Below are 17,632 nucleotides of genomic sequence, written 5' to 3'. Positions count from 1 at the left end.
ATCAATGGGCAAAAATCAGCACTGCAAGCAGCAACAGGACAGCTTCCAACCCTTCGCCCAGCGCCCCGTAGGTATCGCCGGTCAAACCGCCGAGCTTGGCATTGATTCGTCGAGCGGCCCAAGTTCCCGCCGCCCAGGCGATAAAGGGAGACAAGCCGATAAACAGCAGCGATCGCAGCAAAGCCGATTCGTCCATTCCTCCCAGCGACACGAGCAAAGTGAGCAGCAACACTACAACGGATATCGTCACCGCCATGATGGTACTCCCCCAGGCATCCCGTTCGCTGAAGCCGTGGAATTGCGCAGCCAATCCCTCACCTTGCCGGGCCTTGGGCCAGCGGTGCATCGCCCGGGTCATAAACCACCGGCTCCACAGAGGTGCCAGCCATATCGCCAGTCCTGACGTCAGCAGGCCCCCTTGGAAGAGCGAGGTCAGCAGCGAGGCTTTGAGCATCAGCAATAGGACGCAGGCCAGCACGCCCATGGCGCCTACCCGGCTGTCTTTCATGATCTCAAGCATCTTGTCGCGTGACCGGTAGCTCAGCAGTCCGTCGGCCGTGTCCATCCAACCGTCCAAATGCAAACCTCCAGTTAATCCAACCCAAATCAATAAGGAAAGGATGGCTGCCGGGTACGAAGGAAGCAGCCAGTCGGCAAGCAAGCCGCCTGCCCAGACGACAGCGCCGATTGCTGCTCCGACAAGCGGATAATAGGGGATACTGCGCCGCAGCAAGTCCGTTGTAAAATCCAGTTCAGCCCGTACCGGAAAGCGTGACAGAAACTGGAAGGCCGCCAAGATCGGCTGCAGAGCTCCATGCTTACCCGCCCCGGAGGGCGCTTTGTGCTCTGGTCCGTTCGTCATAAGCGATACTCCCTGCTTTTCAACTCGATGGGGATGCCGGCGGTAACCAGAAACACCTGATTCGCGATCGACGCCATCGTTCGGTTCAGCAGCCCGGCCCAATCCCGATATTGCCGGCCAAGCGGATACTCCGGCACGATCCCGCTGCCAACCTCATTTGTAACCATCACCAAAGTGCCGGGAAAAGCCTCGGCCGCAGCGGTCAACCGCTCAATTTCCCGCGTCAAAACGGCGTCCACACCATCGGCCTGTTCCGATGCGCTCAGCAGCACGTTCGACAACCATAACGTCAGGCAGTCGACCAGCACAACCGGACCCGCGGCTTCGGCGGCCGCGCCCTCCTTTGCAACGGGCCGCTTACCTAACTCCTGCAGCAGCTCTGCTAGTTCAAGCGGCGCTTCATGCGTCGTCCAGGTGAACCCGCTTTGCTCCCGCTGGAGCTGGTGCAACCTGATACGGGCCTTCATCTCATCGTCAAACGCTTGCGCCGTTGCAACGTAATCAGCGGATGTTGCCTGTTTCATGACCCAACGTTCAGCGAATGTGCTTTTGCCGCTGCGGGCTCCGCCGGTCACCAGGATCTTCATCACTCGGTCCCCCCACCATTTCCTTCACCGGACGCGACGCCCGCGCTTTCGAACGTCGCCATTTCGGCAATGATCCGGCAAGCCGCATCTACAAGATGGAGCGCCAGCACGCCGCCTGTGCCTTCCCCAAGCCGCATATCCAGCTCCAGCATCGGGTTAAGGCCAAGCTCCTGCAGGAGCGCACGGTGTCCTTGCTCGTGGGAGACGTGCGAAGCAATAATATAGTCGGCAACATTCGGCTGTATACGTACCGCCAGCAGCGCGGACACAGTTGAAATAAAGCCGTCGATCACGACCGGGCAGCGATGAGCTGCGGCTCCCAGAATGACGCCAGTCATTCCGGCAATCTCCAGTCCGCCGACCTTAGCTAGCACGTCCAGCGGATCGTTGGCATTCGGGCGATTGACCTCCAGCGCCCGCTCCACGACGGAAATTTTGTGCCGAAGCCGTTCATCGTTGACCCCGGTTCCACGGCCAACGCTCTGCTGCGGTGCGATCCCCGTCAGACTGCTCATGATCGCAGCGCTGGCTGTGGTGTTTCCGATACCCATCTCCCCGGTGACGAACAGTCGAACGCCTTGGGACACCGCATCAGCGACCACCTCGGCCCCAACTCGAATGGCGGCTTCGGCTTCCTCCCGGCTCATCGCCGGTCCCTTGGCCATATTTCCTGTCCCGTAACGCAACTTACGTTGCAGCAGCCCCGGATGTGACATCTCTGCATTCACCCCGATATCCACGCAAACGACGTCAGCCGAAGCCTGGCGTGCCAGCACATTCACCGCTGCGCCGCCGGCCAAAAAGTTATGCACCATCTGCGGCGTCACTTCTGCCGGAAACGCGCTGACCCCTTCCTCACAAACGCCATGGTCCGCCGCCATTACGATTACCGACCGTTTTGGAAACTCCGGACGAATGATTCCCGTGATGCCTGCCAGCTTCACTGCCAATCCTTCCAACTTCCCGAGACTTCCCGGCGGCTTCGTCAACTGGTCCAAATGGACCTGCGCCGCTTTCATCGCTGCTTCGTCCAAAGGAGTAATTGCTTGCGCAAGCTGTTCGACTGAATTGTATGCCATAACCATATTCCCCTTTTCTGTATTACTGACTCGTACCCTTAACCTAAACTTGCCCGGCGCAGCAATAGCTGCGGAACGTCCGAATCCGGATGAACCACTTGATGGGCCTGAACTCCAAATACGGTTTCAACCAGCTCCGGTGACAAAATGCCGTCCGGCGCGCCTTGCGCCACAATTTGCCCGCCGCTCATCACTAAGAGATGGCTGCAAAACAAGGCAGCCAAATTCAAATCATGCATCACTGAAACGACGGTAAGTCCGGCATCGCGCTGCCATTCGGCCACCAGCTCCATAAATTGCATCTGGTAACGCAAATCCAAATAGGTTGTTGGTTCATCGAGCAGCACCAGCTCGGGCTGCTGAGCCATCACCTTCCCAAGTGCTACCCGCTGGCGTTGCCCCCCGCTAAGCGCACTCAGCGGACGATGCTCCAGCTCCTTCAGGTCGAGACGTTCCATAATTCCATCAATGAGGCGTTCGCCTGCCTTCGCCCCGCCGATCTCCTTGCCGCGCCAATCCTGATGGGCGAACCGCCCCATTTCCACCACTTCACGCACCGTAAAAGCCACAGCCGGAAGCCCGTCCTGCTGAAGGACGGCGACCTTGCGCGACAGCTCCTTGCGCGAATACGACGAAAGCGGTCGTCCGCTCAACGCAATCTCGCCGGCATCCGGCTTCTCCACGCCGGAGATCAAGTTGAGCAAGGTTGTTTTGCCGCTGCCGTTGGGTCCAATCAAGCCCCAAAACTCACCGGAGCCAACCTGCCAGTCCACACCGTGAAGCACCTCCAGCCGGCCAAACGCCTTGGCAACCCCAGACACCTTGATCAACGCAGCTCCTCCTCCCTCTGTTTCTTCTTCCGATACAACAGATACCCAAAGAAAGGCGCCCCCACAAAGGCGGTGACGATGCCCAGCGGGACCTCCGTTGGAGCCAGCAGCGAGCGAGCCGCCAAGTCGCTCCACATCATAAATATCCCGCCGCCCAGCGCCGACAAAGGAATGATCAGCCGATAATCCGGGCCGGTGATCAGACGGATCATATGCGGAACGACCAGGCCTACGAATCCGATTACCCCTGACACGGATACCGCAGCCGCCGTCATCAGTGTAGCAACGAGCAACACAGCTAGTTTGGTTCGTTCTACGGCCATCCCGGAATGGGAGGCTTGACGTTCACCTAAAGTCAGCAGGTTCAAATGTTTAGCCCGGCTCCAAAGGAATAAGGCTCCCAGCAGCAAATACGGCAAAAGGATGGCCGTATACGACCATCCGCGCAAGCTTAAACTGCCCATCGTCCAATAGTAAATTTCATTAATGGTTTTCTTCGACATTGCCGTTAAAAAGGAGACAACAGCCCCTAGGAACGATTGCATCACGACGCCGGACAAAACCAGACTTTCAATCGGCAGCCGTCCGTTCTCTCTAGCCAGCCAGATCACGATCCATAACGTAACCGCCCCCGCCAGGAACGCAACCATCGGAAGCGTAAAGATCCCAAACAGGGAAAACTGCCATCCGAAAAAGATCAGCACCGCCGCACCGATTGCCGAACCTGACGATACGCCCAGTGTAAACGGATCCGCCAGCGGGTTGCGCAGCACCCCTTGGAAGCCGGCGCCCGCTACGGCGAGCGAAGCGCCGACCAGCATCCCGAGCAGCACGCGAGGCAACCGGACCTGGACGACGATTTGCTCTGCTGCCATCGTCCAATCCGGCGTGATCAGGCGGTCTAACCCCGGGAGCCTGTGCAGCAAGATCGCCGCGATTTCTCCAGCAGGCACATAAACGGAGCCGATGCCGATGCAGAGCAGCAGCGTCACAACCAGGAGCAAGAGCCCGATGACTCCGTATCCGGCGAATTTGCCGCGCTTCATGGCTGGATCAAATCCGGGTGAACCGCCTTGGCCACTTCAATCAGCCCTTGCGTGACGCGAGGGCCCGTACGGCTCAGCAGGTTATCGTCCAGAGCGATAATGCGGTTCTCCTTCACGGCCGTAATTTGGTCCCAGCCTGAACGGCCTTTGATGATGTCCGCTAACGTCTTGTTATTTTCGTCAACAACGCTTTTCGCGTATAAAATGACGTCCGGGTTCGCTTGGATAATTTGTTCCTCATTGATCTCGGACCATCCCTTGACATCGGAAGCAACGTTGATGCCGCCAGCTAACGTGATCATCTCATCCATGAATTCGCCTTTGCCAACCGTCCATCCCGGAGAAAACTCGATGTAGACCTTCTTCTTCTGGTCTTCACTTAGCGAAGCTACCGCATCGGTTACCGTTTGGACCTCTTCCTTCATCTTGCCGACCACTTCAGCAGCTTCAGCCTGATGGTTGGTAATTTCGCCGATCGTCCGAATATGCTCCATTACTTCGTTGATCGTCTTCGGATTGGACTGGAACACTTTATATCCCATATCCGTCAAGTTTTTGACCGTTGCTTCATCGATCAGGCTCGCCGCAAGAATTAGGTCCGGCTGCGCCGCCACGATTGCCTCGACATTCACCTGGAACCCGCCCATCCGCGGTTTGTCCTTCACCGCTTCAGGATAATCATCCAGGTCGGATACGCCAGCGACCTGCTCGTCCAGTCCCAGTGCAAACAGCGTTTCCGTCTCCGAAGGCGCCAGCGAGACGATACGTTCCGGCGCGGCTTCAAACGTAAACTCTTTACCGGTAGAATCAGTGACGGTATAAGGGTAAGTCGTCTCTTGTGCCGCCGAATTGTCGGCCGCCGCGTTCGTTCCAGCGTTTTGCGTCGGTTGTGCAGCGTCCGCTGTGTTCCCTGTCCCCGGGGTGACGGCGTTATTGTTACCGCAGGCCGCAAGCACCAGCAGCAACGCCAGCAGCCACAGGCTTCCTAGTCTTCTCCAGTTTTTCATCTCCAGATCTCCCCTTGCTTTATTTTTCAGTAAATAAAGAAACGCCTTGTGTTCCAGCGGTACGTTGTGCAGCCGGCGGCGAAGAAGTCCGGCTAACCCTCTACCGGCACAAAGAAAAAACCCCAATCCTAGCGGATGGGGTTACGTCTACAAAGTCATGCTGTGCGCACGCAAAGCGGAGAGACTCCACGATGGCAGCGCCAAGCCATGATGCTCTTGGCAGAACGTTATCCTTTCCTCGAAGGACCGTCTTGAATTCCCGTGGCAGGTCTCCTGACTTCCAGGTCTCGACGAAAACTCGCCTTCCCATCTCCCTTCGCGGGCGACAGTGGCATCATGAGCTCGTCCCTGTTTACAGTGGCGGGACCGTGCCGGATTTGCACCGGCTTCCCTTTTAACCCGAAGCGGTACGGCATGCTTCACCGTTGCTCCAGGACCTACGGGCACAAATTGTACGCTTGTCTTAAGGCTTTCTTCTCTATTGGATTATAGGGGAAAAGCGGAGGACTGACAATAACTAATCCGTTATTCCTTTGTTTAGCCCCGTTCTAAAGACAAATCGGCTCCCAGGACACCAATGACTTCACCTTCCCGGACAATCGGCACGGCCAGCGTCATGCAACGCCGCTTGGTGATCGCGGAGATATACACTTCGGAGACGACCGTCTCTCCGGCAATCGCCTGGCGGAACCAGTCCCGTCCTTTGGCGTTAAGCAAGCCGGCTTCCGGAATGGATACGATAAAAGAGCCGTCCTTGCGGTTCGACCAGGCCGCTTCTAGACCAGGCTCTGCGGCTAACAGCTGCTCCAGTGCAGCCCGGTGACTAGCCGGCTCCAGCATGCGGAAACCTGGCTGTTCGGCTGCCTCCAGCAGCTTCCGGGCATAGGCTTGACCAAGGGCCACCGCGTCTTCGCCACCGGCAGCCGGATCCGCCCCGGAATGGACGGAGTTCAATGATACCATCAGTTCGCCCTGGGCCCGATCCAAGCCCACGACCACCGTCTGCAGCTTGGAAATATGCTCTCGCTCCGATTCCATCCGAGCCAGCGCTCCCTCCACATGGGTGATGCTCCGATTGAGAGCCTCATGCACCTCGCTTAGCATCGCCTCCATATTCCGCGTCAGCTCGGCTTGTTCCCGGCTTCGCTGTCCCGCCTCGGCAACCAGCCCGTTCACCTCTGCCACTTCATCCGCAATGAACCGGATGTCCTCCCCCATTCGCTTCATCAGCGAAATTCCTTCCAGGGCCGAGTCACGTCCCTCTATCAGCGTGGACTTCACACGCTCGACATCCGCCGAGATTTGCTGGAACAACGGGGCGGAGGAGTTGATCGCCCTGGTGCTTTGATCCGCCAACTGGCGCATGCGCACGGCGACGACATCGAAACCTTTCCCCTGCTCGCCCAAACGAGCCGCCTCGATCGACGCATTCAGCGCAAGCAACGCGACCTCTGCCGCGATCTCCTCCAAGCTCCGATACAATGCGCCCAGCTTCCGGGTGTTCCCCTCCAGATCCTCCATCGGCCCCACGATCGACTCTTGGGATTGCGCCAAAGAACGAATGGTGCCGTCTACGGTTTCGAGCGCTCCCGCCATACGCATGGCCTCGGCTCGAGTGTTTTCGCTGCGGGTAAGCAAATGCCCCGCTGCGTCATGGATTTGGGAGGCCGAGGCCGCCACCTCTTCCATTGCCGCCAGGCTCTCCTGCACCTGTTCCAGCGAACGTTCGCTGCTTTGCTTGAGCTTCAGATCCTCGGCCGCTGCAGTATCGGCTAATCGTTGCAGCTGCTCGAGGCTCTCGCTCACTTCGCCAACCGCCGCCTGCAGTCGATCCGCCGCCACTAGCGACTCATTGAATACTGCCGTCCAATCGGTTTCCTCCCGCTGGGATTCACCTGTCCCCGAAGGAGAACGCTTGCCCGCCAGCGCCCCGCCTCCCAGTGCTGCCCGCAGGCCGGTTCCAAAGAACAACGAAGACCCCAAGCTGAGCAAAGTAAATAGCACAAGGCAGGGGATATACCATGGCGTCTTTGCCCATAACGCACAAACAGCCAGGACCGCCGTGAAGCCGACACTAAGCCAAGCAGCGATTCTTCCCAACCTTTCGTTCCGATTCATACTCCCACCCCTGATATGTAAATTTTGCTAACATTATAGAATAGGACTAAAGGTATAGAAAGGAAAAATTTAGGCATTCCGAAGTTGGGTGCAAATAATCGACGGAATTCTGTAAATAAGAAAGAGGAATGTAACACAACACGTCACATTCCTCTTTGAACAACCCATACCATCCTATATCTTGGGTGCAATCTTGCGACATCCTCTCTCGTCTATTCGTTCATTCTCCCATTGTACACCAGAACAGAACGCTCTTCCCTACTTACTCCTCTTGCCGCTGCTGGCCAGCAAGATGTTAATATTCTGCTGCTGCCGGTATTCATTCGGCGTGACTTGATACTTCTTGCGGAACATCTGCGCGAAATGGCGGATGTCCTGATACCCGAGGTATTCCGCAATCTCCGCGATCTTCAGCTTCGGGTTCAGCAGCAGCTGCTTCGCTTGCTCCAGACGGAGCGAGGTTACGTATTCCTTGTAGCCGAGTCCCACCTTCTGCTTAAACAGCTGGCTGAAATACGCCGGGTTCAGGAAGACGACGGAAGCGACCTTTTCCAAAGAAAGCTCCTCATTGTAGTGCTCCTTGATATATTGGAGGGCAACTTCGATCGCTTTCTCCCCGCTGCCCTTCGGCGGATCCAGCAAGGCAACCGGCGAATCGGAAGCCTGTTTCATGCGCATGACCACCTGCGGCACCGACTTGAAATCGTTGTTTAAGCCTGAATGCACGATTTGAAAAGGCACCTTCAAATAGTGCTTCAAATGCGCCTTCACTTCCTCCTGAAACCGTTCGATTCGCTCCGGCTCCCGCGGCGTGATCAGTCCCAGCAGGCTTTGGCGGTCATAGCTGACAACAAACCCCCGGCCATGGCGCTCGATCAGCTCGGACAACACGTTTTCAACGATAAAATGCTCCAGCCGCACGCTTTTGTCCCCGGCATCCATCTGAACCATCATCAAATAAAAGCTTCGATAGTCCTCCATAAACGGCGTCAAATCCAGGTTCCCGATATCCAGCCCCGACGCCAATCGCTGAAATACGCCCTCGCGCAAATATTTCAGATTAGCTTTTAACAGCTCCTCTTCCTTCGTCAGCTCGCTTTCTTCACGGACCTCCGTGGCCAGGGTACTGATAATTTCCTGCAGGCGCGTCTTCCCAATCGGCTTCAGCAGATAATCGCGAGCTCCCAGCCGCACCGCCTCCTGGGCGTAGGCGAATTCGCTGTGCGCGGAGATGACCACCCACTTCACCCGGGGAAATCTGCGTTTGAAAATACGCATGAATTCCAGGCCGTTCATTCCCGGCATCAAAATATCGGTCAGCACGATGTCGAATCGCTTCTCACCCATCAGCTTCGCCGCTTCCTCAGCCCCTTCGGCCAGTTCCACCCCGTACTCCGGATAAATCCGCTTAATCGTTCGCTTAATGCCCTCGCGAATCGCCCGTTCGTCATCGGCAATCAAAATATTCATGTGGCAACCTCCCCCTCCATCGGAAGCGGCAGCACGACGGCCACCTTGGTTCCTTGATCAGGAATGCTTTCGATCTCCAGACCATAACGTTCGCCGAACATATGTTGAAGGCGGCGGTGCAGATTTTGCAGCCCAATGCCGCTGCTGCCCGTGCCGGATACCTTCGGGATCGGGCAGTTGATCGACTGCTTCAACCAAGCTAGCCGCTCGGCCGTCATCCCGTTGCCGTTATCCTCCACCACGATTTTCAGCACATCTCCAACCTCTTGGGTATATAACTTAAGCACACCTTGGCGTTTGAGCGATTCCAGCCCATATTTCACCGCGTTTTCGATAATCGGCTGAACGGTCATTTTCGGCAGACGAATGTCCAGCCACCGTTCATCGATCGATTTCTCCACCCGAAGCCGGCCCTCCAGCCGAATCAAGATAATCGTCAAATAATGGTTGATCTGCTCCAGCTCTTCGCGCAGCGTAACCTTCGCTCCGTCCTTCCACTCGCTGCTGTAGCGGAACATCGATGACAGCGATAAGACGAGCTCGCCTAACCGGTCGTTCTCCTTCTCATCCAGCATCCAATAAATCATATCCAGCGTGTTATACAAAAAATGCGGATTCACCTGCGACTGCAGCGCATGCAGCTCGGCGTTCTTCTCACTGACCGAGGAGATCTTCACCCGCTCAATCAGCTCCTCAATCCGGCTGACCATCCGGTTAAACGAGGCGACCAGAATATTAATCTCCTGGTAGGAGGAGACGTTCACCATCCCGCGGAAGTTCCCTATTTCCACCTGTCGCATCTCGCGGATCAGCTTCTTCAGCGGATTGGCAATTGTCCGCGACACAATGCTGGCGACGACGGCGGAGACGATGATCAGGATCGAAATGACGATCAGCAAATACCGCTTCGTTTCCAATAACTCTACATTCAAATCCTGCCGGGGAGTCACGCTGACCACCGACCAGTCGGAAAAAGGCAGACGGGACGCCACCGTGATCCCCGAACCCTCCTGCTCTACAACCAAGTTGCGGGCTGCATCCAGCTTCGGGAGGTCGTCCAGCATCGGTGCCGGTTCGGTCAACGAGGAGACAACTTGGCCTTGCTGATTGACGAGATAGACCTCGCTATGCTCGCCCAGCTTGAGATTATCCAAAGCATCCAGCACCGGCCCCGGGTTCACCTCGTAAAGCACGACGCCAATCGGTTTGTGCTCGTTCAAATCAAAAATTTGCCGGCCAAAGGCAAACACCGGGCTGTCCTCGGCTAAATCGATCAGCGAGTGGGAATAGACGCCTAACCATACCAATTTCCCGGACGAATCGCGGAGCTGGCGGTACCAGTCTTCCTGGGGATAGGACGGATCCAGCACATTCATCGAGTTGCCGTAATTGTAGATCTTCCCCCGGTTGGTGATAACGTGAATGCCCACCAAATCATCACGCGAGTAAAAGATCGCCCCGATAATGTTCGTAATCGATTGTTCGTTAATATAGGCAACCGCCGGCTCGTCGGTTTTTTCGTTCAGCAGGCGGATCATTTCAAAATTGTTGGTGATCGACTTCGACAAGCTGTCGTACCCTTCATAAAGCAGGCTAAACAGCCCGACGGTTTGAGCTACGTTTTTCTGCGATAGGTCACTAATTTTCTCGTGATATTGCTCAGTCGTCCGGCTGTAGTAGAGCACGCTGACGATCAGCAAAATGCCCGACATACAAAAAAGAAACAGCAAAAACAACCGATGGTTTATGGAATGAAAGCTGTTTCGCAACTGTTTTCTCCCTCCCAACCCCGTGTCCTGCTGCTCCTTCATTATAAGATGGCGTCCTTATTTTGCAAGCGCAATCTTTACCCTTTTACTGCTCCGGCTACCATTCCTTTCGTAATTTGGTTCGACAGGAAGAAATAGATCAAAATGACCGGTAGCGCCCCCATCACAAGGAAAGCGCCGATGGCTCCGTAGTTTACAGAATATTGGCTGACGAATGTATATACCCCAAACGGCAGCGTCTTCAGTCTCTCCGACGAAATGAACGTGGCGGCCAAGATGTATTCGTTCCAAATCGTGATAAAGGTTAAAATACAAACCGTCATCATTGGCGGGACGGACACCGGCAAAATAATGCTGCGGAAAATCCGATAAATGCTTGCTCCGTCGATAAACGCCGATTCCTCGATTTCCGCCGGGATGCTCTTCATAAACCCGCTGAGGATAAAGACGGAGATCGGGGTGGAAAAAGCGATATACGGCAAAATCAGCGACAGATGCGTATTTAGAATATCGACATTTTTAAAAATCACCATCAACGGCAGCAGCGTAGCCTGCATCGGAATCATCATCCCCATCAAAAAGATGGTCATGACCATGTTCCCATACCGCCAGCGGAACCGCGAAATGGCATACGCCACCATCGAGCTGAGCAGGATGACGCAGATCATCGTGATGCCGGTAACGATCACGCTGTTCGATAAATATTTCAAATAGCTCCCGGACTCGTAAGCGTCTTTGTAGTTGTGCCACTGCAGTTCTTTCGGCAAGGCGAAGAAGCTTCCGCCCATGATCTCCTCATTCGTCTTCAAAGAATACAGCAGCAGCCACAACAGCGGGTACAGCTGGGTAACCACCGGAATCGCAAACAGCAGGTATACGATTCCTTTTTTGATTTTTCGCATGAACCTCGCCTCCTTTGCTAGCTGTATTTGCGCTCAAGCTTGTTGAAGATGGAGTTGATGATCGCCGTGCATGTGAGGCACAACAGAACCAGGAACGTGGCAATCGCGCTGCCGTACCCGTATTTCAAGGACAGGAACGAGCTGTTGTACATATGCGTGGAGATGACGTCGGTGGCATGCGCCGGTCCGCCTGCGGTCATCACCATGACGAGGTCGAACGCTTGCAACGAGCCGATAAACGCCAGGACGATCGATATTTTAAAGATCGGGACGATCAGCGGCATTGTGATGTAGCGGTCTGCTTTGAACCCTTCTGCCCCGTCGATTTTTGCAGCTTCATAAATCTCGTCCGGAATGTTCTGCACCCCGGTATATTGAATCAACAAATGATAGCCGAAATACTGCCACAGCGACACGAAATACAGACTGTACATCGCGATTTTCGGCTCGGTCAGCCAGTTATGCGTCCAGCTGTCCAGACCCAGGGCGATAAGCACGCCGTTCAGCATGCCGCCCATCGAGGTCGGGTTATAGATCGTTTTCCAGAGTTGTCCGATGATCACAACCGATAAAATGACCGGCGTAAAATAGATCGACGCCAGCGTGTTCCCCTTTTTCAAATAACGGCTAAGCAAAATCGCAAAAAACAAGCAAAGCGGAATCTCCAGCATGGAGGCTACCGCATAAAGCAGCGTTCTCCGGACCGACGGCCAGAAGACCGGATCGTTCCAGAACATATCTCGGAAATTGGACAGTCCCGTGAACTTCGGGGTGGTGATCCCGTCCCAGTTGAGCAGGCTGGTCCCAAACGATACGAGTATCGGAACAAACACCAAGCACACATACAACAACAGACAAGGCAATACGAAGACGGCTATTGTGCGTGCGGGCACCTTCAGTACTTTCATCTCTCCGCCCCCCAATAGAAATGCGATGCGAAGAAGCGCTCTAGCACGAATGCTTACAAGGGCTACTTCGCATCGATGGAAAGGTAACTTTTTTTAGAAGATCAGGTATGGTTATTGGCTAATGGAATTACTGCTTGTTGGCTTCATAGGCGGTTTGATGCTCTTTGGCCACTTGAGCGGAATCCACTTTCTGCACGAACAGGTTCTGGATGCTGCTGAGGTGGACTTGCGCCGTTGCCGGGTTCATCGTATTGTCGAACGCCAGGTCGCCGCCCTTCACTTTGTTGAACAATTCGGCGACTTCGATGGCCAAGTCGGAGTAACCGGCCGCTTTCAGGTCGCCGTCAACTTTTTGGCCAAGGCCGACAGCGTTTTTGTTCTCAAATTGCTTCTTCGGGAAGTTCAGCGTAAAGAAGTTCAGGAAGTCCTTCGTTTCTTGCAAGTGCTCGCTATTCGCCGATACCGCAAACGCGCTGCCCGGCGCCAGCATGAACTCGTTGGGATCCCCTTTGCCGCCCACCGTCGGGAACGGGAACGCACCAACTTTGCCTGCAACGGACGAAGCGTCGATGGCCCCGGTTTCCCAGGAACCGATCACCCACATGGCGGCTTGGCCGGATTTGAAGATGTTGCCGCCTGCCGTAGCGTCAATGGAGGTCGCGCCGTCCGGGAATGCACCGGCTTGCACCAGCTCTTGGAACTTGTCAACGGCTTCGATGAACGCCGGATCTTCGAACGTTTTCTTGCCATCCATAACGTCTTGCAGGAAGCCTGGGCCGCCGTTGGTGCGAAGCAGGATGTTCATGAACAGGAACGAACCGGTCCAAGAATCTTTCTCCCCGATCGCCAGCGGCGTGATGCCTTTTTCTTTGAAAATTTTCACGTCAGCCAGGAATTCGTCGAACGTTTCCGGTACTTTCGTGATGCCGGCTTGCTCGAACAGTTCCTTGTTATAGTAAACGACCTCGATGTTGTTCCCGTCTGGCAGCGCATAAACGTTGCCGTCGAAGCTGTAATAATCAAGCAGACCCTCTTGGTACGTGTCTTTCAGCCCGTTTTGGTCCAGCATGTCGTTCAGCGGTGCCAGCAGGCCGGCGTCCACGAACGGTTTCATTTGCGCGGCCGGGTTCACGATCGTGATGTCCGGAACCTCTTTGGATGCCGCTTGCGTTTTGAGCTTGATCTTTTGCTGGTCGGTATTCAGCGTGTCGAGCTCGATGTGGATATTGGGATGTGCTGCTTCATACTCTTCCACCAGTGCATGGATCGTTTTATAGGACGGAGTAGCCGGGTCCGGATAGATGTTCTGGAACGTGATGGTGATCTTCTCTCCACTCCCGCTCTTCCCCCCGTTTCCGGCAGGCTCATTCGCCGCCGCATTATTCTTCGCACCGCCGCCTCCACATGCCGACAGGCTCAGCGCCAATACGGCGGTTAAAGCGATTGCGGAAGTTCTCTTCCATAGCTTCTGATTGACCATTGGATCATACCCCCTGTATTTAGGATAAGCCCATTATTATGCCTTTAAGCGCTTTCAACAAGGCGTGGACTTTGGATATCCGGTAGGTTTTTTTTAGGTGTGTAGATGTTCCCCTGTTTCCTTCCCCAGGAAAAGAAAAGCCCCCTAGCCTATATCTTGGTTGCCAAGGGGAACTTGTATATCGTTATGTTGGATCGGCTTGGAGTGGGTTGAGCGACCGCTTCTCGGGATTATATACCTAACTCAGCCAGTAGCCGATAGGAATGAAGCCGCTCCTCGTAATCGGGGATGGGGGATACGATCAGGAACTCGTCGTTCCTGCACTGGTTTTGCAGGTCCTGCAAATACTCGCGGGCTTGCAAGGCTGTCCCGGCAAACCATTGAAAAGGCGCCCCGCCGCGATCGCGGAACCCTTCCGTCGTCTTCGCCGCCAGTGTCTTTGCATGCGCTTCGGTCTCCGCGCAGATGAGACCCACCGCCAGGATCGTCGACGGCTTGGCCAGGTGAACGGAGGGGCGGAAGGCTTCACGGTACGACCGCAGGATCTCTGCTCCGTTACTGTCGCTCATAAACTGGCCAAAAACGTACCCCGTTCCGAGCTCGGCTGCGTACCCTGCGCTCTTGACATTGGTGCCCAGCATCCACAACTCCAGCGGAAGCCGCGGAATCGGCCGGGCGATCACCGGATGATCGTCGTAGCGGTAATTATCCGCTAGCAAGTCAGCCAGATCCTTGGCCAGCTGCGGATAGCGGCCGACCCGTTCCAGAAAATTGCCGCTTAAAGCCATCGTCACGTGCGCCTCACCGCCGGGAGCTCTCCCGATGCCGAGGTCGACACGCCCCGGATACAGGGCCGACAGCAGCCGGAAGCTTTCCGCAACCTTCAGCGGACTGTAATGCGGTAGCAATACAGCGCCAGACCCAAGACGAATCCGGCGGGTCGCCGCTCCAATGGCGGACAGCAGTACCTCAGGGGCCGCGCTGGCCAGTCCTTCCATCCCGTGATGCTCCGACGTCCAGTAGCGGTGATAGCCCAGCGCTTCCGCCTCCCGGGCCAAACGGATCGCCTGTTCGAGCGCCTCCTCCGCCGAATAGCCCGGAAGCCTTGGAACGAAATCCAGCAGACTTAGCTTCAACTTCCTTTCCCCCCTTCTGATTCTTCTTGCCCTTGAAAATACAAACGTTGAATCCCGCCCGGCCCAACATGGGTATCCCAAAACCCCAGGCCGGGCTGCAGCAGCGAACAAAGCAACGACATAACGCCGCCGTGGGTGACGATCAGCAGGCGCAAAGGTTCTTGCGCTGATGCTGAGGGTTGCGGCGCCAGCCCTAGCGAAAGAGGCTCCGCGGGTTGGTCGCTGGCCCGGTTTAGGGGGCCCGAGACCGTCCCCTTCACAGCTCCAGAACGCTCCAGCAGATCCCGGCATACCTCCGATACGCGCGATTGAAAAGCCTGCCACGATTCGCCGCCGGGCGGCGTTATCGCCTGCGGGTCATCGATCCAGGCTCGGTACCGCTCGTCATCCTTGAGCATCTCATAGGTTTGGCCTTCCCACTGGCCAAAGTTCATTTCCCGCAGCCGGGGGTCGATGTGCACCTTGTCCAGCAGATCGGGACGGGCCCAAGCCAACGTTTCCAAACAGCGCCGCAAGTCGCTGGCATACACCGCTGCAAAGTTTACCCCTTCCAGTTCCCGGCGCAGTTCGGTTAAACCCGACGCTTCTCCCGGCAGCAACGGGGGATCGCTGTGGCCTTGATATCGGCGTTCCGTGTTCCATGCTGTAAGGCCGTGGCGAACCAGCCACCATTCCACATTCATCCTCTTTCCACCTCCCCTGCGTGCCCACGATTCCGACTATATCCAACCCCAATTCCCGGTGACCGCAATCCAGATCCCCGTTCCCAGGATCACCGTGGCATTGGCGGCCCAGAACATCAAGCGGGCCGTGCTGGCTACGTCCTCGGGCACCAGCTCGCGGGTTTTCTCCCCCATATAAGCGCGGAACGATACGACGCCGTGGTAGGAATTTTCTCCCCCGAGCCGCACGCCCAGCGCCCCGGCCACCGCGGCCTCCGGGTAGCCGCTGTTCGGGCTCGGATGCTTGGGGGCATCGCGGCGTACCGCTCGCCGCGCGCCGCGGGCATCCAGCCGCAAAGCCCAGGCTGCGGCGAACAGCAATAGCGCCGTCAGCCGGGCGGGGATGAAATTGGCGATGTCGTCCAGCCGGGCGGAGGCCCAGCCGAGATCGATGTATTTGTCGTTCTTGTAGCCGACCATCGAATCGAGGGTGTTGACCGCCCGGTACGCCATCGCCAGCGGGGCGCCGCCCAGCAGCGCAAAAACGAGCGGCGACACCACCGCGTCGACGATGTTCTCGGCGACGGTCTCGACGGCGCCGCGCGTGATCTCCGGCGCATCCAGGTGCGCCGTGTCGCGTCCGACGATCATGCCAAGCGCACGGCGGGCGGCGGGCAGGTCACCGCGCAGCAGGTGGCCGGCCACGTCCATGCCCGCTTCCCGCAAGCCTTTGGCGGCGATCGTCGTCCAGATGAGGGCGGCCTCCACCGCGGCCGCCAGCCACGGGCTGACCTGGGCGAGCAGGCGCAGCAGCGCCCAGGTCAGGGCAAAGCTGCCGCCGGCTACGACCAGCGGCAGCAGCACCCCCGCCGCGCGGTAGCGGCGGGGCGGGACGAGGCGGCGGATGGCCGCCTCGAGCGCGGCGATCGCCTTGCCCATCCCCACCACCGGGTGGGGGAGCCAGCGCGGATCGCCGAGCAGCCGGTCGAGCGCATACGCGACCGGCACCACCCACCACGCCGCCATCATCGGCGCGCCCCCGCGCCTGCGGCCGCAGCGCGCAGCGACTCGCCTACGGCGGCGTACACCAGGCGGCCCACCGTGCCGCCCAGGTCCGTCGCGGTGCCCGCGTAAGCGTGCAGCAGCGGCCAGTCGGCCCGCTGACTCACGCCAAGCGCGACCGCGTCGGTCGTGGTGCCGGTGGCCGCAAGCCCGTTCTCGGCGTCTTGCACGCCGAGATCGCCCAGCGCGGCCGTCTTGGCCTCCGTCGCCGTCATTACGGCGTTGACCATCGCCGCCGGCGTCAGCCGCCCATCCACGGCCAGCAGCACATTAATCGTTCCCGGCGTCCATGAGGCCGGGAACGTCGTCCGCCGAACGCCCGCCCGCGCGGCGTTCGACGCCCCCGCCGTCGCGCAGCAGAAGACGGCGAAATCCTCGCCGCGTTCCTCTGCCACCGCGGCGTAGCGCATCGGGACCGCCGTCAGCAGCCCCGCTGTCCCCTCGGCCGGGTATCCCCATTGCTCCAGCAACTCCGCAATGTCCCGCGCCGGATCGTCGCAGCGGTATTGGCGGTCTACGTAGATGTTGACCATCCGGCGCAGCCGGCCAGATCCACCGCCATAGACTGCGCTGCTCAGTCCGTCCATCTCCTCCGGCGCCTCCAGCAGCAAATGCCGCTCCCCATATTCCAGCTTTAAGCCGGGCCATACCTTGGATTCATACACTTCGCCCGGACGGGCCGCCGTAAAAGGCATTCCCATCGTCATCCTTCCC

16 protein-coding genes and 1 riboswitch are annotated in these 17,632 nt (G+C 57.2%); all 16 genes read right to left on the bottom strand.

Annotation, left to right across the window (positions count from 1 at the left end; translation table 11 throughout):
- Position 1: 1 nt before the first annotated feature.
- Positions 2-862, bottom strand: coding sequence for an adenosylcobinamide-GDP ribazoletransferase (gene cobS / locus U9M73_RS01570; protein WP_323076054.1), 861 nt, complete (start codon positions 860-862; stop codon positions 2-4).
- Entirely contained in the window at positions 859-1,449 is a 591-nt protein-coding gene (gene cobU, locus U9M73_RS01565) for a bifunctional adenosylcobinamide kinase/adenosylcobinamide-phosphate guanylyltransferase (protein WP_323076053.1), read from the bottom strand. The genes cobS and cobU overlap by 4 nt, the downstream gene beginning before the upstream one ends.
- On the bottom strand, positions 1,449-2,528 hold the full coding sequence (gene cobT / locus U9M73_RS01560; RefSeq protein ID WP_323076052.1) for a nicotinate-nucleotide--dimethylbenzimidazole phosphoribosyltransferase: 1,080 nt from the start codon (positions 2,526-2,528) through the stop codon (positions 1,449-1,451). The genes cobU and cobT overlap by 1 nt, the downstream gene beginning before the upstream one ends.
- Positions 2,529-2,566: 38 nt before the next feature.
- A complete protein-coding gene (locus tag U9M73_RS01555; protein ID WP_036645964.1) occupies positions 2,567-3,358 on the bottom strand; it encodes an ABC transporter ATP-binding protein in 792 nt (263 codons plus the stop codon).
- Positions 3,355-4,404: a FecCD family ABC transporter permease gene (locus U9M73_RS01550; RefSeq protein ID WP_260069841.1), complete on the bottom strand. Its 1,050-nt coding sequence runs from the start codon at positions 4,402-4,404 to the stop codon at positions 3,355-3,357. The genes U9M73_RS01555 and U9M73_RS01550 overlap by 4 nt, the downstream gene beginning before the upstream one ends.
- Complete coding sequence (locus tag U9M73_RS01545; RefSeq protein WP_028538550.1) at positions 4,401-5,411, bottom strand: ABC transporter substrate-binding protein; 1,011 nt, start codon at positions 5,409-5,411, stop codon at positions 4,401-4,403. The genes U9M73_RS01550 and U9M73_RS01545 overlap by 4 nt, the downstream gene beginning before the upstream one ends.
- Before the next feature lie 246 nt (positions 5,412-5,657).
- Positions 5,658-5,868, bottom strand: a riboswitch (cobalamin riboswitch).
- 80 nt (positions 5,869-5,948) lie between these two features.
- Positions 5,949-7,529, bottom strand: a complete 1,581-nt coding sequence (locus U9M73_RS01540; RefSeq protein ID WP_127576432.1) for a methyl-accepting chemotaxis protein — start codon at positions 7,527-7,529, stop codon at positions 5,949-5,951.
- 258 nt (positions 7,530-7,787) lie between these two features.
- Positions 7,788-8,999, bottom strand: coding sequence for a response regulator (locus U9M73_RS01535; RefSeq protein ID WP_323076047.1), 1,212 nt, complete (start codon positions 8,997-8,999; stop codon positions 7,788-7,790).
- Positions 8,996-10,768, bottom strand: coding sequence for a sensor histidine kinase (locus tag U9M73_RS01530; protein ID WP_009226053.1), 1,773 nt, complete (start codon positions 10,766-10,768; stop codon positions 8,996-8,998). The genes U9M73_RS01535 and U9M73_RS01530 overlap by 4 nt, the downstream gene beginning before the upstream one ends.
- Before the next feature lie 77 nt (positions 10,769-10,845).
- A complete protein-coding gene (locus U9M73_RS01525) occupies positions 10,846-11,670 on the bottom strand; it encodes a carbohydrate ABC transporter permease (protein WP_009226052.1) in 825 nt (274 codons plus the stop codon).
- Between the two features lie 17 nt (positions 11,671-11,687).
- Positions 11,688-12,578, bottom strand: coding sequence for a carbohydrate ABC transporter permease (locus U9M73_RS01520; protein ID WP_016313056.1), 891 nt, complete (start codon positions 12,576-12,578; stop codon positions 11,688-11,690).
- A 127-nt stretch (positions 12,579-12,705) separates the two neighbouring features.
- Positions 12,706-14,058, bottom strand: a complete 1,353-nt coding sequence (locus U9M73_RS01515; RefSeq protein ID WP_260069843.1) for a sugar ABC transporter substrate-binding protein — start codon at positions 14,056-14,058, stop codon at positions 12,706-12,708.
- A gap of 230 nt (positions 14,059-14,288) precedes the next feature.
- Positions 14,289-15,194 (bottom strand): MsnO8 family LLM class oxidoreductase, encoded by a 906-nt coding sequence (locus U9M73_RS01510; protein WP_157273485.1) that lies wholly within the window; start codon positions 15,192-15,194, stop codon positions 14,289-14,291.
- Positions 15,191-15,877, bottom strand: a complete 687-nt coding sequence (locus tag U9M73_RS01505) for a histidine phosphatase family protein (protein ID WP_323076042.1) — start codon at positions 15,875-15,877, stop codon at positions 15,191-15,193. Before U9M73_RS01505 ends, U9M73_RS01510 begins: the two co-directional genes overlap by 4 nt.
- 36 nt (positions 15,878-15,913) lie before the next feature.
- Positions 15,914-16,882 (bottom strand): adenosylcobinamide-phosphate synthase CbiB, encoded by a 969-nt coding sequence (cbiB, locus tag U9M73_RS01500; protein WP_323079038.1) that lies wholly within the window; start codon positions 16,880-16,882, stop codon positions 15,914-15,916.
- The gene (locus tag U9M73_RS01495; protein ID WP_323076041.1) at positions 16,882-17,625 is read right to left on the bottom strand and encodes an adenosylcobinamide amidohydrolase; all 744 of its coding nucleotides are present in this window, start codon (positions 17,623-17,625) and stop codon (positions 16,882-16,884) included. The genes cbiB and U9M73_RS01495 overlap by 1 nt, the downstream gene beginning before the upstream one ends.
- Positions 17,626-17,632 lie beyond the last annotated feature (7 nt).

The sequence above is a fragment of the Paenibacillus phoenicis genome, assembly GCF_034718895.1.
Lineage (GTDB): Bacteria > Bacillota > Bacilli > Paenibacillales > Paenibacillaceae > Fontibacillus > Fontibacillus phoenicis.
This window is presented reverse-complemented; position numbering and strand designations above follow the sequence as displayed.